Source organism: Glutamicibacter sp. 363 (genome assembly GCF_052379505.1).
In the GTDB taxonomy this organism is placed as follows: domain Bacteria; phylum Actinomycetota; class Actinomycetes; order Actinomycetales; family Micrococcaceae; genus Glutamicibacter.
Window position 1 is genome coordinate 38,846 of the sequence record NZ_JBQSYR010000020.1, and the last position, 14,893, is coordinate 53,738.

Below are 14,893 nucleotides of genomic sequence, written 5' to 3' on the forward strand. Positions count from 1 at the left end.
CCCGCCGTTTTATCCTTCTGACTGGATCCGCAGCAAGTCCGAAAGCTCGCGCGCGGCATTGACTATGGAATCGTGGTGGATCTTTCCCGGCTGACGGGTCAGTCGTTCAATCGGGCCAGACATCGACAATGCTGCAATGACCCGCCCCGATTGGCCGCGCACGGGAGCCGACACCGAGGCGACGCCTGGTTCGCGTTCGCCGAGCGACTGGGCCCACCCGCGGCGACGTACCCCGGCCAAAATGGTCGGGGTAAAACGAGCATGTTGCAGGCCGCCGATCATGCGTTCATTGTCTTCCCAGGCTAGAAGAACCTGCGCAGCAGAACCTGCCTTCATGGACAGCTGCGTCCCCACCGGAATAGTGTCGCGCAATCCCACGGGACGTTCCGCGCTGGCAATGCACACACGGAATTCACCCTGCTTGCGGAATACCTGTGTGCTCTCGCCGGTCAGATCGCGCAGCTTCGTCAATACCGGTCCTGCCGTGCTGACCAAACGGTCTTCACCGGCCGCGCTGGCTAGCTCGACGAGTCGACCACCGAGCTCGAATCGGCCGTGCAAGTCGCGGCCCACCAAGCCATGGTGCACCAATGATTGGGCGATGCGGTGCACCGTTGGCCGGGAAATTCTAGTGATTTCGACCAGCTGCGAGAGGGACGTTGGCCCATTTTCCAATGCATTGAGAATGGCTGCTGCCTTATCCAGAACACCAACACCGCTACCTGTAGTCATGAAATCATTATCATGTCTCAGCATTTGAGATTCAAGTCCAGATACTGGAAATGAGGTTCTGTGAAGTGTCACAGTAAAGGTGTTGATAGTTCGTAGCTTGAGGAGTGTGTCGCATGTCCACCATGCAGTCGCCCCAGACCTTGGCAGAAAAGGTCTGGAACGCGCACGTAGTGCGCCAGGGAGAAGGGCAGGGCGAAGCCCGTCAGCCCGATTTGATCTACATTGACCTTCACCTGCTACACGAGGTCACCTCCCCGCAAGCCTTCGAAGGCCTGCGGTTGGCCGGGCGCAAGCTGCGCCGCCCAGATCTCACTATCGCCACCGAGGATCACAACACCCCGACCCTCGACATTGACAAGCCCATTGCGGATTTGACCAGCCGGACGCAGATTTTCACCTTGCGCGATAACTGCAAGGAATTTGGTGTTCGCCTGCACTCCTTGGGTGACAAGGAACAGGGGATCGTGCATGTGGTTGGCCCGCAGCTGGGTTTGACGCAGCCGGGCATGACCGTGGTGTGCGGTGACTCCCACACCTCGACCCACGGTGCCTTCGGCGCATTGGCCTTCGGCATCGGTACATCCGAGGTTGAGCATGTGATGGCAACCCAGTCGTTGAGCCTGAAGCCGTTCAAGACCATGTCCATCAATGTTGAAGGCACGCTCAAGCCCGGAGTGACCGCAAAGGACATTATCTTGGCTGTCATCGCCAAGATCGGCACCGGCGGCGGGCAGGGCTACGTGTTGGAATACCGTGGCTCCGCGATCCGTGCATTGTCCATGGACGCACGCATGACCATCTGCAACATGTCCATTGAGGCCGGTGCGCGCGCAGGAATGATTGCGCCGGACGAAACAACCTTCGAATATGTCAAGGGACGCCCGCATGCGCCGCAAGGTGCCGAGTGGGATGCTGCCGTTGAATACTGGCAGACCCTGCAAAGCGACGAGGGCGCACGCTTCGACAATGAGGTGTTCCTGAACGCGGATGAACTGGAACCATTCGTCACCTGGGGCACCAACCCGGGTCAAGGCGTTTCGCTTTCCTCCAGGGTTCCGGTACCTGAAGATTTTGAAGACGAAAATGATCGCAAGGCCTGCGAACGCGCGCTCGAATACATGGGGCTCATCGGTGGAACACCGATGAAGGAAATCCGTGTCGACACCGTCTTCCTGGGTTCCTGCACCAACTCGCGGATGGAAGACCTGCGTGCCGCGGCCGAGATCATCAAGGGCCGTGAAAAGGACCCGCAGATCCGCATGATCGTGGTTCCCGGTTCGGCACGAGTTCGTCTCGAAGCCGAGGCGGAAGGCCTCGACCAGGTCTTCAAGGACTTCGGTGCCGAATGGCGTTTCGCCGGCTGCTCCATGTGCTTGGGGATGAACCCGGATCAGTTGGCCGAGCAGGAGCGCTGCGCCTCGACTTCAAACCGAAACTTCGAGGGACGCCAGGGCAAGGGCGGACGCACCCACCTGGTATCCCCGCTGGTCGCCGCGGCCACCGCCGTGCGTGGCACGCTGGCTTCGCCCGCGGATCTCATTAACGCTCCGGCATCGGTCTAGGAAGGAACACCATCATGGAAAAAGTCATTACCCACACCGGGATTGGTGTCCCGCTGCGCCAGAGCAACATCGACACCGACCAGATCATCCCGGCCGTCTACCTGAAGCGAATCACTCGCACTGGTTTTGAAGATGCGTTGTTTGCCGGCTGGCGCCGGGATGAGAATTTCATCCTGAATACCGAGCCGTACACCAATGGTTCGGTGCTGGTTGCCGGTCCGGACTTCGGCACCGGTTCATCCCGTGAACACGCCGTCTGGGCCTTGAAGGACTATGGCTTCAAAGCGGTGATCTCCTCACGTTTTGCCGATATCTTCCGGGGCAACTCGGGTAAGCAGGGTCTGGTAGCGGCCGAGGTCGCACAGAGCGATATCGAACTGATCTGGAAGGAACTGGAGAATAATCCGGGAACCGAGATCAGCGTAAATTTGGAAGCACGTACCGTGCAGTGCGGTTCGATCCTGGCCCCATTCCAGATTGATGACTACACGCGGTGGCGTTTAATGGAAGGCCTTGATGACATTGGGCTGACCTTGCAGCATGAGGAAGACATCACATCCTTTGAAGCTACCCGCCCAGCATTCAAGCCGCAGACCTTGCCTGCAAGAACTGCTGACTGAGAACGAATCTAGGCCTCGTCCGTACCCACCAGTAGGTGTCTGCGGGCGAGGCTTTTTTCGTTTTGCCGCAATTGCGAGCCGACCCATCAATAGTCCAACCCTGAAAGCATGCTCACAATGTGTGCGCCACGGGCTAAACTGCCCAGAACTGCTCCCACGATGGCGGTATGCTTGCTAAGTCCTGCCTGTTTTGTTGGCCCACCGGTCCGGGCAGGAAAAACGACTACGCGATGAGGTTTATTCATACATGGGTAAGATTCTAACGGTCCATGGCGGTGTCCCCTTGAAAGGCACCGTTCGAGTAGGCGGCGCTAAGAACCTGGTCCCCAAGGCTATGGTTGCAGCCCTGCTTGGAAGCTCTCCCTCGGTACTACGCAACGTACCGGAAATTAAAGACGTCGCGGTAGTGCGTAGCCTTTTGGAGATCCATGGCGTCAAAGTTTCCCAGGATCCTGAAACAGGCGACCTGACCATGGATCCGGTCGCGGCGAAGAGCGCTTCGAATCAGGCGATTGACGCCCACGCGGGCGACTCGCGTATTCCGATTCTGTTCTGCGGTCCGCTGATCCATTCCCTGGGGGAAGCGTTCATCCCCGATCTGGGTGGCTGCCGTATCGGTGACCGCCCCATCGATTTCCACTTAGAGGTATTGCGCGAATTTGGTGCGGTCGTGGACAAGGAAGCGGCAGGTATCCGCATTTCTGCACCCCTGGGGCTGACCGGTGCCAAGCTTGAACTTCAGTACCCAAGTGTTGGAACCACCGAGCAGGTACTGCTCTCCGCGGTCCGCGCCAAGGGTGTGACCGAAGTCAGCAACGCTGCGATCGAGCCAGAAATCTTGGACCTCATTTCCTTGCTGCAAAAAATGGGTGCCATCATTTCGGTTCACCGTGACCGCGTCATCCGCATCCAGGGCGTTGATGAACTGCGCGGCTATGACCACTACGCATTGCCTGACCGCAATGAGGCCGCCTCGTGGGCTTCGGCAGCGCTGGTCACCAAGGGTGACATTTTCGTAGAAGACGCCCAGCAACGGGATCTGACTGCCTTCCTTCACGTCTACCGGCAGATCGGTGGCGAGTTCGAGGTTGCCCACAACGGTATTCGCTTCTTCCACCCGGGTGGCGAGTTGAATCCGTTGATCCTGGAGACCGACGTGCATCCAGGCTTCATGACGGACTGGCAGCAGCCGTTGGTTGTCGCGTTGACGCAGGCCAATGGCGTGTCGGTGATCCACGAAACCGTGTACGAAAACCGCTTCGGCTTCACTGATGCATTGGTGCGCATGGGCGCTACGGTTCAGGTCCATACGGACTGCTTGGGCTCCACTCCATGCCGCTTTGGCCAGCGGAACTTCAAGCACTCTGCGGTCGTGCTCGGCCCAGCGCAGCTCAAAGGTGCAAATATAGACGTCCCGGACCTCCGTGGCGGTTTCTCCCATATGATTGCCGCGCTGGCTTCCGAAGGCACCAGCAAGGTCACCGGAATTGAAATCATCAACCGCGGCTACGAGCATTTCATGGATAAGCTCACTGCCTTGGGCGCAAATGTTGAACTGAGCAACTAGGGGAACACTGGATCGTGACAGATAACCTAGTGCACCGGGAAACAGCTAAATCCAAGACAGTCTTTGCCATCTTGGCCGGGGTTGTGCGTCCGGCAATGAACGTGCTGATGGGCAAGACCTGGAAGGACTTTGACAAGCTTCCCTCCGGAGGATTCATCCTTTGCCCGAATCACCTCACCGAAATTGACCCACTGGTTGTCGGTCACGCGATCTACAGCAGCGGCCGTCTGCCTCGCTGGCTAGCCAAGGAATCCTTGTTCAAGGTTCCGGTCCTCGGCGCTGCCTTGCGTGCCACCGGCCAGATCCCTGTCTCACGTAGTGGATCCAACGCGGCGGATTCGCTAAGTGCCGCGAAAAGGATGCTTGAAGCAGGCGGCGTCATCGTCATTTACCCCGAGGGCACCTTGACGCGTGATCCGGAATTGTGGCCCATGGTCGGTCGCACCGGGGCTGCGCGACTAGCGCTGCAAACGGGTGCCCCAGTAGTTCCCATGGCGCACTGGGGGGATCAAGAGCTGTTTCCTCGCTATGCCAAGAAGATGTACCCGTTCCCGCGAAAGCACGTTACCTTGAGCGTGGGGGAGCAGGTGCAACTTGACGATCTGCGGAGCGGCCCGCGAACGCGTTCGGTCTTGCAAGCAGCCACCGAGCGGATCATGGCTTCGATCACCGAGCTGCAGGCCGAGCTGCGTCAGCAGACCCCGCCCGAGAAGCCATGGAATCCGTCCGAACATGGACAAACAGCTACCGGTCGGGAATTTGATGCCCCAAAACCTCCGAACGACTAAGTCTCAATACCTAGCGAAGGAACTGCCTTGAGTAAGCCGCTACCACGTAAGATCGCCGTCATGGGTGCCGGAAGCTGGGGAACAACCTTTGCGAAGGTGCTTGCGGACGCGGTGCCTGAACAAAGCATTCCGGTGCAAATTTGGGCTCGACGGGATGAAGCCGCACAGGAAATCAATGAACGGCACACGAACTCGCGCTATCTGCGGGACACGAAACTTCCCGCAAATGTGACTGCCTCTTCCAATGTTGAAGAAGTGCTGGCCAACGCGGACCTGGTGGTCTTGGCCATTCCGGCGCAGTCGCTTCGTGAGGAACTAGCGAAGTTCGCCGCGCACTTTGAGCAAGAGGTCGTTTTGCTTTCCCTGATGAAGGGGCTGGAGCGCGGTACGGATTTGCGCATGAGCGAGGTCATGGCAGAGGTCACTGGAATTCCATCCGACCGCATCGCCGTGCTTTCCGGCCCGAATCTGGCCATGGAAATTGCCCGCGAGCAACCGACCGCTTCGGTGGTTGCCTGCACCAGCAATGAAACTGCCCATTGGATCGCACAGTTGTGCTCCGCACCTTATTTCCGCCCATATACCAATGATGACGTGCTCGGCGTAGAGCTTGGGGGCATTGTCAAGAACATCATTGCCCTGGCCGTTGGCATGTGCGACGGCATGGGGATGGGGGACAATACCAAGTCCACGGTTATTACGCGTGGGTTGGCGGAGACCACTCGCTTGGTGATTTCCCTCGGCGGACGGTTGGACACCTTGGCGGGCCTGTCTGGTCTGGGCGACCTAGTCGCAACCTGCTCATCCTCGCTTTCGCGGAACAACACCGCCGGGCGTCTGCTCGGTCAGGGACTTTTCATCGAAGAAGTCAATGACCGGATGTCGCAGACGGCTGAGGGGATCAAATCGGCCCGTGCGGTCTTTGACCTCTCGCGAAGCCATGGGGTGGAAATGCCCATCACCGAAGCAGTGGTGATGGTCTTGGAAGGAAACTTAAGCGTGGAGAACATGGCTGAGCGACTTCTGGCACGAGAATTGAAATCTGAAGGGGAACAGCAGTAATGAGTCAGCGTAAACCACGGGTGCTATTGCTCTTTGGCGGCCGTTCCTCTGAACATTCGGTCTCTTGCGTCACCGCAGCCGGCGTGATGCAAGAAATCGACAAGGATCGTTTTGACGTGATCCCTGTCGGGATCACTCGTGACGGTGCCTGGACGTTAGTCGATGAAGATTCATCGGGGTGGACGCTGAGCTCCGGGAAACTTCCCGAAATCGCCGTGGCAGATAAGCCGGTCCACCTTTCGAACGATTCTGAACGCACAACTCTGTTGCATTACTCGGACTCGCAAATTATGGATCTGGGCCAGATCGACGTGGTATTCCCGCTGCTCCACGGACCGTTCGGCGAGGATGGATCCATCCAGGGCATGCTTGAAATGTCTGGTGTCGCCTACGTAGGTTCAGGCATTGCAGCCAGCGCCATGGGCATGGACAAGCATTTCATGAAGGTCGTGTTCGAAAATGCCGGGTTCAACGTAGGCCCCTACGAAGTGATAACCAATAAGCAATGGCTGCGCGACAGCGAAGCGGCGTTGGCCCGTTGCGAAAAATTGCAGTACCCCTTGTTCGTCAAGCCTGCACGTGCCGGTTCGTCGGTGGGAATCACCAAGGTTGATGAGCCTTCAGACCTTCGGGCGGCCATCGACGCGGCGCGCCTTGAAGATCCAAAAGTCATCGTTGAGCAAGGAATCAGCGGCCGTGAAATTGAGTGCGGGGTACTTGAAGGCCGTCACTCAGAGCCTGCCCGAGCCTCAATGCCGGGAGAGATCGCCGTTGCTGAAAATGGCCATACCTTTTATGATTTTGAAGCGAAATATGTTGATGGCACTGCCGCGAAGCTCAGCTGCCCGGCGGTACTCAGCGATGAGGCCACGGCGAGCATCCGCGAGCTGGCAGTCAATGCATTTGATGCCATTGACGCCGAAGGATTATCCCGGGTGGACTTTTTCTACACGCCAGATGGCCAGTGGATCATCAACGAGATCAACACCATGCCTGGCTTCACACCTTCCAGCATGTACCCGCAGATGTGGGACAAAACTGGGATTGGCTACAGCGCACTGATTGATGAGTTGATTGCCTTGGCCTGTGAGCGGAAGATCGGTTTACGCTAAACCGTTCAAGAAGTGTTTGACCGCGCGAGATCCAGGATCGCGGCCAAACACTTCTTTTGCATTAATCAGAGATCCACACTCTTATCGACGCTTACACAGGCCCCCTCGGCCGGAATGCGCGAGGCTGCCTGGGAAAGCGAAGCCAGCACCGTACTGGATGGAATGACTTGAGGATCCAGCACAACTTCGGTCGCTGGCGTCCGGCCGTAGGTGGTCAGCGTCCAAATCCCGTCATCACCCTCGTGGGCAATCCAATCAACATCATTGACTGATACGCACGGATCCGTAGTTGGTCCGGGCACCTGGACTCCGCATCGCAGGACCACCTTCGAAGGCTCGCCCCATACGGACGTCGCCTGTGAATTCGTGCTTCGACGCTCGGCATCGCCGACGAATTCGGGAAGGATGACCATCATCTCGGCGCACAATGGATTTCCTGCATCTGCGGCAGGTTCGACGGCGGCAATGGAGGCGCACGCGGAGAGCATCGGTGCAAGCACCGCTGCTCCAAGCAATAGCGCACTTGTACGCCTAATCCTTAGATTAAGTTTTGATGACTCTTGACTCTTATTACTGAAAACTGGCACTTTATCAGCCTACCGTTCGTTTCTGAAAGATAGGATGTAAAGAGTTGAAACTGTGAAAGGTAGCATATGTCCTTTGAAGAACAGCCTGTACGCCCGCGTGCGAAGAAGAAACGTACGGGGCGTGGAATCCTTATCGGTATTCTGGCACTGGTCGTTATTGCCGGATTGGTAGCCGGCGGGTACGTATGGAATCTTGGCCGCACCTTCGATGAGAAGAGCGACAAGATCGCCGAGGCTTTCCCGGCTGAGGAGACTCGTCCAGAAGTTAAGGAAGAGTCAAAGGACGCCGTAAACATTCTGCTCCTTGGCAGCGATACACGAGCCACTCGTGATGTCGATGATGCGGAAGATGACTTTGGCACACTGCCCAATGGTGGTCGTTCGGACACCATGATGCTGGTGCATATTCCGGCTGATCGCGATGGCGTTTATGTCACCTCGGTCATGCGCGATACCTGGCTGGATATTCCGGGCGTCGGTACTGCGAAGATCAACCGTGCTTTTGCCAGCGGAGGCGTGCCAAAAGCAGTTGAGACCTTAGAGGGCCTCTTCGGGGTACGCATCAACCACGTAGCATCAATTGACTTTGAGGGATTCAAGGGATTGACGGACGCGCTTGGCGGCGTGACCGTTAACAATCCTCAGGCTTTCCGCCAGTCAATTACCAATGGCATGTATTTCCCGGCTGGTGTCCAAACCCTTGATGGAGAACAGGCCTTGGCCTTTGTTCGTGAACGCAAATCGTTCCCGGGCAGCGACTATGGACGAGTCAAGAACCAGCAGCTGTTTGTCAAAGCGATGCTTGGGCAGATTATGTCTAAGGAAACCCTGACCAATCCGGCTAAGCTTAATAGCGTGGTCAGTGAGATGGCACCATTTATCGCGGTTGATGAATCGTTGGATGCATCTACCGTGGCCGGTTATGCCACCTCGATGATGAATGTGCGTCCAAACGACATGACATTCTTTACGCTCCCGAACAATGGCCCTGGCCGTTCGGCGGACGGTCAGTCGATTGTCATTCCGGATATGGCAACCATAGACAAGTTTGGCACCGCGTTGCAGGAAGACAAGATGGAAGAATTCGTGAATACCACGGACCTTTCCCGCTAAGAACTGAAAGACCCGATTTCCCATGACACAAAAACTCGATACCTCCGTGCGCGCCATCGGTGAATGGTTGCAGCGGAGCGTGAAGAGTCTCGGGAATCATTCCGATCGGCTGAATGCCATCAATGTTTTCCCCGTGGCGGATGGAGATACAGGTAGCAACCTGTATCTCACCGCCCGGGCGGGGCAAGACGCGGTCAGCAAGTTGGAAAGCGATGATATCGGCGCCTTTTTGGAAGTTGCTGCCCGCGCCGCCATGGAGTCGGCGCGTGGCAATTCGGGGACGCTGCTTGCGGTCTTCCTCAGCGGTCTAGCGGAACCTTGGCTGGGTCATGATCGGCTGAATGCCAGCATTCTGGCCAAGGGGCTGGAACGCGCCAAGGTCCGCTCATGGTCTGCGCTAAGCGAGCCAGTCGAGGGCACCATGCTCTCGGTGATCAGTGCCGCCGCGCTGGCAGCCGGATCCACGCTAGCCCACCTGAAAACCGATGCCGAAAGCCGTGCAGCGCTGGATTCGGTGCTAAGCCAGGTATCCCAAGCCGCACGTATGGCCGTGCACGGCACCGAAAATGAGTTGCCCAGCCTTGAAAGTGCCGGCGTAGTCGATGCCGGGGCGGTTGGGATGCTGGTTATTCTTGATGAGCTTTGCGCTGCCGTCCGCGGCACCGAGACGGATTTCGAATATTATGAAGGATTCCATGGGTACCATATCCAAGACCCACATGTGCATCTGATCCAGAATGATGCGCAGGGTGTCGAGGTCATGTGCACGATCACCCTGGACGCTTTGGGTGCTGCGACCTTGCGCGGTCAATTGGACCGAATAGGCGACTCGGTCATCATGTCGCCGGTCAATTCGACCAGCGAAGAATTCTACCGTTGGCGAGTCCATGTTCATGTTGCCCAAGCCGAAGCTGCGCTGGAACTCATCCGTCAACAGGGCGAGCCGGTGAACGTCAGCGTCACCGATCTGTGTACCCATGATGGATGAAATCCGTTTGAAGAATATTGAACTAGCCGAGCTCTCCAAGGCATTGGGCGCCAAAAATGCTGGAGCACTGGAGAAGGCCTTCGGGTATACCACCGTTGGAGAGTTTCTCTGGCATTTTCCCCGCCGCTATGTCGATGTGGGGGAGCTGACCCCCATCGCCGAGCTGCCCTTTGACGAACACGTCACCGTAGTAGCCCAAGTGGTCAACGTCAGCCAGCGGCAGATGCACTCACGGCGTGGTTTCATCTTTGAAGTGACGGTGAGCGACGAACTTGCCAATAATGGGCAAGAACTGCGGATGACCTTCTTCAACGGTTACCAAGCGCGCAACGATCTGCAAATTGGAACCATCGCAATGTTCAGCGGCAAGGTGGGCTGGTACCAAGACCATCTGCAGCTGAGCCAGCCGGATTACGCAATTCTGGACACGGCTGAGCAGGCCGATCCGCGGCCAATACCGATCTATCCGGCCTCGGCAAAAATGCCGAATAAGAAGATTCGTGATCTGATGGGCCTGCTCACCGAACTGTTCACCGAAGAGCAGCTTCCGGAGTTCCTGCCCGAGGCAACCCTCGCACAGCATCATTATCCGCGTCGGGCGAAGGCCTACCTGGATAGGCATAGCCCGCGCGAAATCAAGCAGGCGTATATTGCCCGGCAGCGCTTTGCCTTCGAAGAGGCCTTTCTGCTGCAACTTTCGCTCGCCGAACGAAGCCGAAAGCTGGGAAATCAGCCTGCAATTGCCCGAAGGCAAGTCAAAGATGGACTCGCCGATAAATTCGAATCAAGATTGCCCTTCGAGCTCACTGACGATCAACTAGAGGTCGGGGCGGCTATCACCGCCGACCTGGCTAGAGCGCATCCCATGCACCGATTGCTGCAAGGCGAAGTTGGTTCGGGTAAAACGATTGTTGCCCTCCGTGCAATCTTGCAAGTCATTGACGCCGGGGGACAAGCGGCGCTGTTGGCGCCGACAGAGGTCCTCGCCGCGCAGCATTATTCCTCCATTAAGAAGATGCTGGGGAACCTAGCCGAACCAGGCCTCTTCGGTGAGGGCGAGGGAACTGGGGTAGCGCTGCTGACCGGTTCGGCCAAAACGGCTCAACGCCGGGAAGCCCTCTTGGGCATAGCCAGCGGGGAGACCGGACTGATCATCGGCACGCACGCGCTGCTCGGCGAACACGTGCGATTTGCCGAGCTCGGCCTCGTTGTCATCGATGAGCAGCATCGATTCGGTGTCGAACAGCGTGATGCGTTGCGGGCCAAAGGCGAAGACGCGGTGCCTCACACGCTTGTCATGACCGCTACGCCGATTCCACGTACGGTGGCGATGACGGTCTTTGGCGATCTGGACACCTCCACCATCAGGAAGCTTCCTGCCGGACGCGCCCCCATCTCCACGCATATCGTTCCCATGCAGCTCACCGGATTCCGGGACCGGCTCTTCTCACGGATACGGGAAGAAGTCAGCAAAGGCCATCAGGTGTATGTGGTCTGTCCGAGAATTACAGAAACGGCAGCGGAGCAAGGGATCTTGGTAGCCACCGCTGAAGATGGGGCCAACCAAACCATGAGCGTTGAAGCAATGTTTGAACTTCTTTCCTCCATGCCTTCGTTCACCGACGTTCGTCTGGAATCATTGCATTCGCAGCTTGACTCCCATGACAAGCAAGAGATCATGGATGAATTTGCAGCCGGGCAGATAGATGTCCTGGTTTCCACCACGGTGATTGAAGTCGGTGTGGACGTGCACAACGCAACCTTGATGGTGATCATGGACGCCGAAAGATTTGGGATCTCACAACTCCACCAGCTGCGCGGTCGTGTCGGCCGTGGCGGATTACCGGGCACCTGTCTGCTGACCACCTGGTTGGACGCCGATCACCAGTCGGTCAATAGATTGCGCACCATTGAGTCGACTCTGGATGGATTCGAATTGGCCGAAGCGGACCTTGCCGAACGCAAGGAAGGAAATATCCTTGGCGTTCAGCAGTCCGGTAGCCGGTCAACGCTGCGTGAATTGAGTATCATCAAAGATCGTGGCTTGATCGAATCGGCCCGTGACGACGTCCAGCTGCTCATGCAGTCCGGGAATTGGGCCGCCGAGCACTCGCAGCTCGCCTCGGTTGTAGGGTCGTGGATTGATCAGTCCACCAGCGAATTCTTGAATAAAAACTAATATCTATATTTCGAAAGTGGCAGCATCACATGAGCCGTATTATCTCCGGCATAGCCGGTGGCACTACCTTGAAGTCGGTTCCTGGAGATGCCACGAGGCCCACCACAGACAGGGTCAAAGAGGCTCTGTTCTCCCGGCTGGAAAGCTGGAACGTCATTTCTTCGGCGCGAGTGCTGGACCTGTTTGCTGGTTCCGGAGCCCTCGGGCTGGAAACCGCTAGCCGTGGGGCGCGTCAGGTGCTGCTGGTGGAGCTGGCGCCAAAAGCTGTGAGCGTGTGCCAGCAGAATGCAGCAAAAATCAACGTGGCCTTGAAGGGCCAGATTGCTTCGGTTCAACGAGGCAAGGTGGATTCTGTACTCGCAGGTTTCGTCGACGAAGAAACTTCCTTGACCCGAAAGACTTTTGACCTGGTCTTTATGGATCCGCCGTATCCGTTGACTGAGCAGGAGCTCTCGGCGACCTTGGAGAAAGTCTCCAGGGTTCTCGCTGAGGACGCGACCCTTATTGTTGAACGTTCCAGCCGTTCTCCTGAACCGCAATGGCCGTCGGGCCTTGAGAAGATCGCGGATAAGAAATACGGAGAGACGCACCTATGGTTTGCCGAACCGGTCCAAGGCTAGAGAATGCTTGATCTCCGACGGATAAGGGCCTGCCGCTTGGCAAGCTTCGATAGCAGGCTTCTCGATCCTGGCTTTTGACGCGGTAAGGATGAGGTTCCCGGGGAATCTTCGGCTAAACATCTCTGGAGTTGAGCTGAGCAGCACATGGGCGAAGACAGTTTGTGCGGCCGCCACCTGGCGATCGGTGAAGGCCAAGGGCGGGTCATCTCCGATATTCACGAAGAGCAGACCATCGACGGCCAGCGAGTCTGCAAGTTCTGCATAGTACTCTGCGGTGGTCAGATGCTCCGGTGCCTCCGGTCCGCTAAAAATGTCAACGACAATAACGTCGTAGAGCTCACCTGCCAGTTCTTCGTAAAGCACCGCACGGGCATCGGCCACAATCGCCCGCAAATTGCTTTCTTTTGGCATGGGAAGGTGCGTTTGCACGAAGTCGAGCAGTTCGCGTTCGATATCAACGGCAACGTGCGTGCTTTTTGGATAGCGCAGAGCACCCCAACGGGCTAAGGTCAGCGCTCCGGCACCTAGATGGAGGAATTTTAATGGTTCTGGCTTGGGGCGCAATACGCTCAAATGATTGGCAATTCGAGCCAGGTATTCATAGAAGATCTGTTCCGGATCAGCCAGATTTACATGTGACTGTTCGGCGCCAGCAATGGCGAGGATCTTGGCACCAGGAACTAGGTCATCGTCATAAATCGTTGCATGAGCCTGAACACCACCGAGCCAGCGTTTGATGGGTTTATTGCTCATTTTGCGAGTTCTCCCGGAAGATTTTGCAGCAGCTCGACGGCGCGCGCAATGACCTCAGGTTTTTTGCAGAAGGCAAAACGCAGTAGGGAGGCATATTCCGACTGATTTTCTTGGTGCGCAAATACCGATAGCGGGATTGCGGCCACACCGATTCGTTCGGGCATGAGCTTCGCCGCGTCCACAGCGCTTTCGACTCCCTGTCCCTTGAGATCGGCGACCAAGAAATAGGTGCCTTTGGGGCGCATCACCGGGATCCCCGCCTTTTCTAGGCCGTCGGCAAGCTGTGCACCTCGCTCACCGAGATCGGCGGAAAAGTTGGTGAAGAAGGAATCCGGAAGCGCCAGAGCCTCAGCGACGGCTGGCTGGAAAGCAGGCCCGGAGGAATAGGAAAGGAATTGCTTGACTGTCCGTACCGCGGTGATGAGTTCGCGAGGCCCGGATGCCCACCCAACTTTCCACCCGGTGAAGGAAAACGATTTGCCGGCAGAGGAAATCGTCACGGTGCGTTCAAAACCGCCGGCAAGAGTCGCGATGGGGATATGCGGCGAATCAAATGTGAGATGTTCATAGACTTCATCCGCCAAAATGATGCAATCATGCTTATGCGCGAGAGCAATGATTTCGTTCAACACGTTCTCGTCGAAAACCGTGCCCGTGGGGTTATGCGGATTATTGACAATGATTAATCGTGTCTTGTCGGTGACAGCAGCCCGGAGTTCATCCAGATCTGGCGCGAATGACGGTGCTCGCAGTTTCACTACCTTGTGCGCAGCATTGGCCAACCCAATCATGGCTGCATAGGAGTCGTAGTAAGGCTCAAAAGTGACTACCTCGTCACCAGCTTCGACAAATGCCAAAATTGTCGCCGCGATAGCTTCCGTGGCGCCGGTGGAGACGACCACCTGTGTATCCGGATCAATTTTCAAACCATAATAACGATTCTGGTGCTCCGAGATAGCCTGCCGCAACGCGGGAATACCGCTGCCTGGAGCGTACTGATTGGCTCCGTCATGTATGGCTTTGACGGCCAATTCGCGAATTTCTTGCGGGCCCTCGGTGTCGGGGAAACCTTGACCTAAATTTATTGCGTGGTGTTTATTCGCCAGACCGGTAATCTCTTCGAAGATTGTGACCCCGGGATCGCCCGTTGGTCCCAGCAGGTTTGCACTGCGCGCGGTACGCCGCCATGGCGTGGATTCGTAGGTCATAG

Annotated in this window: 14 protein-coding genes; 10 read left to right on the top strand and 4 right to left on the bottom strand. The window is 56.9% G+C overall.

All coding sequences use genetic code 11. The features are described 5' to 3' along the window. Positions 1 to 9: 9 nt before the first annotated feature. Positions 10 to 732 carry an IclR family transcriptional regulator gene (locus ACT3UA_RS13085; RefSeq protein WP_096287226.1) on the bottom strand — a complete coding sequence of 241 codons (723 nt, stop codon included), beginning with the start codon at positions 730 to 732 and terminating at the stop codon, positions 10 to 12. Between the two features lie 122 nt (positions 733 to 854). Here ACT3UA_RS13085 and leuC point away from each other — a divergent pair, with 122 nt between their 5' ends. The 6 genes from leuC to ACT3UA_RS13115 all read left to right on the top strand — a co-directional run bounded on the left by leuC (position 855) and on the right by ACT3UA_RS13115 (position 7,443). Next, positions 855 to 2,294 (top strand): 3-isopropylmalate dehydratase large subunit, encoded by a 1,440-nt coding sequence (leuC, locus tag ACT3UA_RS13090; RefSeq protein WP_096287228.1) that lies wholly within the window; start codon positions 855 to 857, stop codon positions 2,292 to 2,294. Positions 2,295 to 2,308: 14 nt separating this feature from the next. Further along, positions 2,309 to 2,914, top strand: a complete 606-nt coding sequence (leuD, locus tag ACT3UA_RS13095) for a 3-isopropylmalate dehydratase small subunit (RefSeq protein WP_444616876.1) — start codon at positions 2,309 to 2,311, stop codon at positions 2,912 to 2,914. Between the two features lie 247 nt (positions 2,915 to 3,161). Further along, positions 3,162 to 4,481 (top strand): UDP-N-acetylglucosamine 1-carboxyvinyltransferase, encoded by a 1,320-nt coding sequence (gene murA / locus ACT3UA_RS13100; protein ID WP_096287100.1) that lies wholly within the window; start codon positions 3,162 to 3,164, stop codon positions 4,479 to 4,481. Positions 4,482 to 4,495: 14 nt separating this feature from the next. Next, the gene (locus tag ACT3UA_RS13105) at positions 4,496 to 5,269 is read left to right on the top strand and encodes a lysophospholipid acyltransferase family protein (protein WP_444616878.1); all 774 of its coding nucleotides are present in this window, start codon (positions 4,496 to 4,498) and stop codon (positions 5,267 to 5,269) included. Between the two features lie 27 nt (positions 5,270 to 5,296). Beyond that, positions 5,297 to 6,331 (top strand): NAD(P)H-dependent glycerol-3-phosphate dehydrogenase, encoded by a 1,035-nt coding sequence (locus ACT3UA_RS13110; RefSeq protein WP_444616880.1) that lies wholly within the window; start codon positions 5,297 to 5,299, stop codon positions 6,329 to 6,331. Then, the gene (locus tag ACT3UA_RS13115) at positions 6,331 to 7,443 is read left to right on the top strand and encodes a D-alanine--D-alanine ligase family protein (RefSeq protein ID WP_096287102.1); all 1,113 of its coding nucleotides are present in this window, start codon (positions 6,331 to 6,333) and stop codon (positions 7,441 to 7,443) included. The genes ACT3UA_RS13110 and ACT3UA_RS13115 overlap by 1 nt, the downstream gene beginning before the upstream one ends. A 65-nt stretch (positions 7,444 to 7,508) precedes the next feature. Here ACT3UA_RS13115 and ACT3UA_RS13120 read toward each other — a convergent pair whose 3' ends face one another. Next, entirely contained in the window at positions 7,509 to 7,943 is a 435-nt protein-coding gene (locus ACT3UA_RS13120; RefSeq protein WP_444616882.1) for a DUF3515 family protein, read from the bottom strand. Between the two features lie 153 nt (positions 7,944 to 8,096). Between ACT3UA_RS13120 and ACT3UA_RS13125 the strand changes: the two genes are divergently transcribed. The 4 genes from ACT3UA_RS13125 to rsmD are packed head-to-tail and all read left to right on the top strand — an operon-like array spanning position 8,097 to position 12,930. Next, positions 8,097 to 9,143, top strand: coding sequence for an LCP family protein (locus ACT3UA_RS13125; RefSeq protein WP_096287104.1), 1,047 nt, complete (start codon positions 8,097 to 8,099; stop codon positions 9,141 to 9,143). 22 nt (positions 9,144 to 9,165) lie between these two features. Then, positions 9,166 to 10,131, top strand: a complete 966-nt coding sequence (locus ACT3UA_RS13130; RefSeq protein ID WP_176484203.1) for a DAK2 domain-containing protein — start codon at positions 9,166 to 9,168, stop codon at positions 10,129 to 10,131. 7 nt (positions 10,132 to 10,138) lie between these two features. Then, the gene (locus ACT3UA_RS13135) at positions 10,139 to 12,310 is read left to right on the top strand and encodes an ATP-dependent DNA helicase RecG (RefSeq protein WP_255248463.1); all 2,172 of its coding nucleotides are present in this window, start codon (positions 10,139 to 10,141) and stop codon (positions 12,308 to 12,310) included. A gap of 29 nt (positions 12,311 to 12,339) precedes the next feature. Next, positions 12,340 to 12,930 (top strand): 16S rRNA (guanine(966)-N(2))-methyltransferase RsmD, encoded by a 591-nt coding sequence (rsmD, locus tag ACT3UA_RS13140; RefSeq protein WP_096287108.1) that lies wholly within the window; start codon positions 12,340 to 12,342, stop codon positions 12,928 to 12,930. On the opposite strand, the gene ACT3UA_RS13145 is transcribed toward rsmD, so the two are convergent. Further along, entirely contained in the window at positions 12,901 to 13,683 is a 783-nt protein-coding gene (locus ACT3UA_RS13145) for a spermidine synthase (protein WP_444616886.1), read from the bottom strand. The genes rsmD and ACT3UA_RS13145 overlap by 30 nt on opposite strands. Continuing rightward, the gene (locus tag ACT3UA_RS13150; RefSeq protein WP_444616888.1) at positions 13,680 to 14,891 is read right to left on the bottom strand and encodes an aminotransferase class I/II-fold pyridoxal phosphate-dependent enzyme; all 1,212 of its coding nucleotides are present in this window, start codon (positions 14,889 to 14,891) and stop codon (positions 13,680 to 13,682) included. The genes ACT3UA_RS13145 and ACT3UA_RS13150 overlap by 4 nt, the downstream gene beginning before the upstream one ends. Positions 14,892 to 14,893 lie beyond the last annotated feature (2 nt).

What these genes read in the sequence shown, in the direction of transcription:
- ACT3UA_RS13150 (WP_444616888.1), bottom strand. Translation starts at nt 14,891, where the DNA reads ATGACCTACGAATCCACGCCATGGCGGCGTACCGCGCGCAGTGCAAAC.
- ACT3UA_RS13115 (WP_096287102.1), top strand. Translation starts at nt 6,331, where the DNA reads ATGAGTCAGCGTAAACCACGGGTGCTATTGCTCTTTGGCGGCCGTTCC.
- ACT3UA_RS13125 (WP_096287104.1), top strand. Translation starts at nt 8,097, where the DNA reads ATGTCCTTTGAAGAACAGCCTGTACGCCCGCGTGCGAAGAAGAAACGT.
- murA (WP_096287100.1), top strand. Translation starts at nt 3,162, where the DNA reads ATGGGTAAGATTCTAACGGTCCATGGCGGTGTCCCCTTGAAAGGCACC.
- ACT3UA_RS13145 (WP_444616886.1), bottom strand. Translation starts at nt 13,683, where the DNA reads ATGAGCAATAAACCCATCAAACGCTGGCTCGGTGGTGTTCAGGCTCAT.
- ACT3UA_RS13130 (WP_176484203.1), top strand. Translation starts at nt 9,166, where the DNA reads ATGACACAAAAACTCGATACCTCCGTGCGCGCCATCGGTGAATGGTTG.
- rsmD (WP_096287108.1), top strand. Translation starts at nt 12,340, where the DNA reads ATGAGCCGTATTATCTCCGGCATAGCCGGTGGCACTACCTTGAAGTCG.
- leuC (WP_096287228.1), top strand. Translation starts at nt 855, where the DNA reads ATGCAGTCGCCCCAGACCTTGGCAGAAAAGGTCTGGAACGCGCACGTA.
- ACT3UA_RS13085 (WP_096287226.1), bottom strand. Translation starts at nt 732, where the DNA reads ATGACTACAGGTAGCGGTGTTGGTGTTCTGGATAAGGCAGCAGCCATT.
- leuD (WP_444616876.1), top strand. Translation starts at nt 2,309, where the DNA reads ATGGAAAAAGTCATTACCCACACCGGGATTGGTGTCCCGCTGCGCCAG.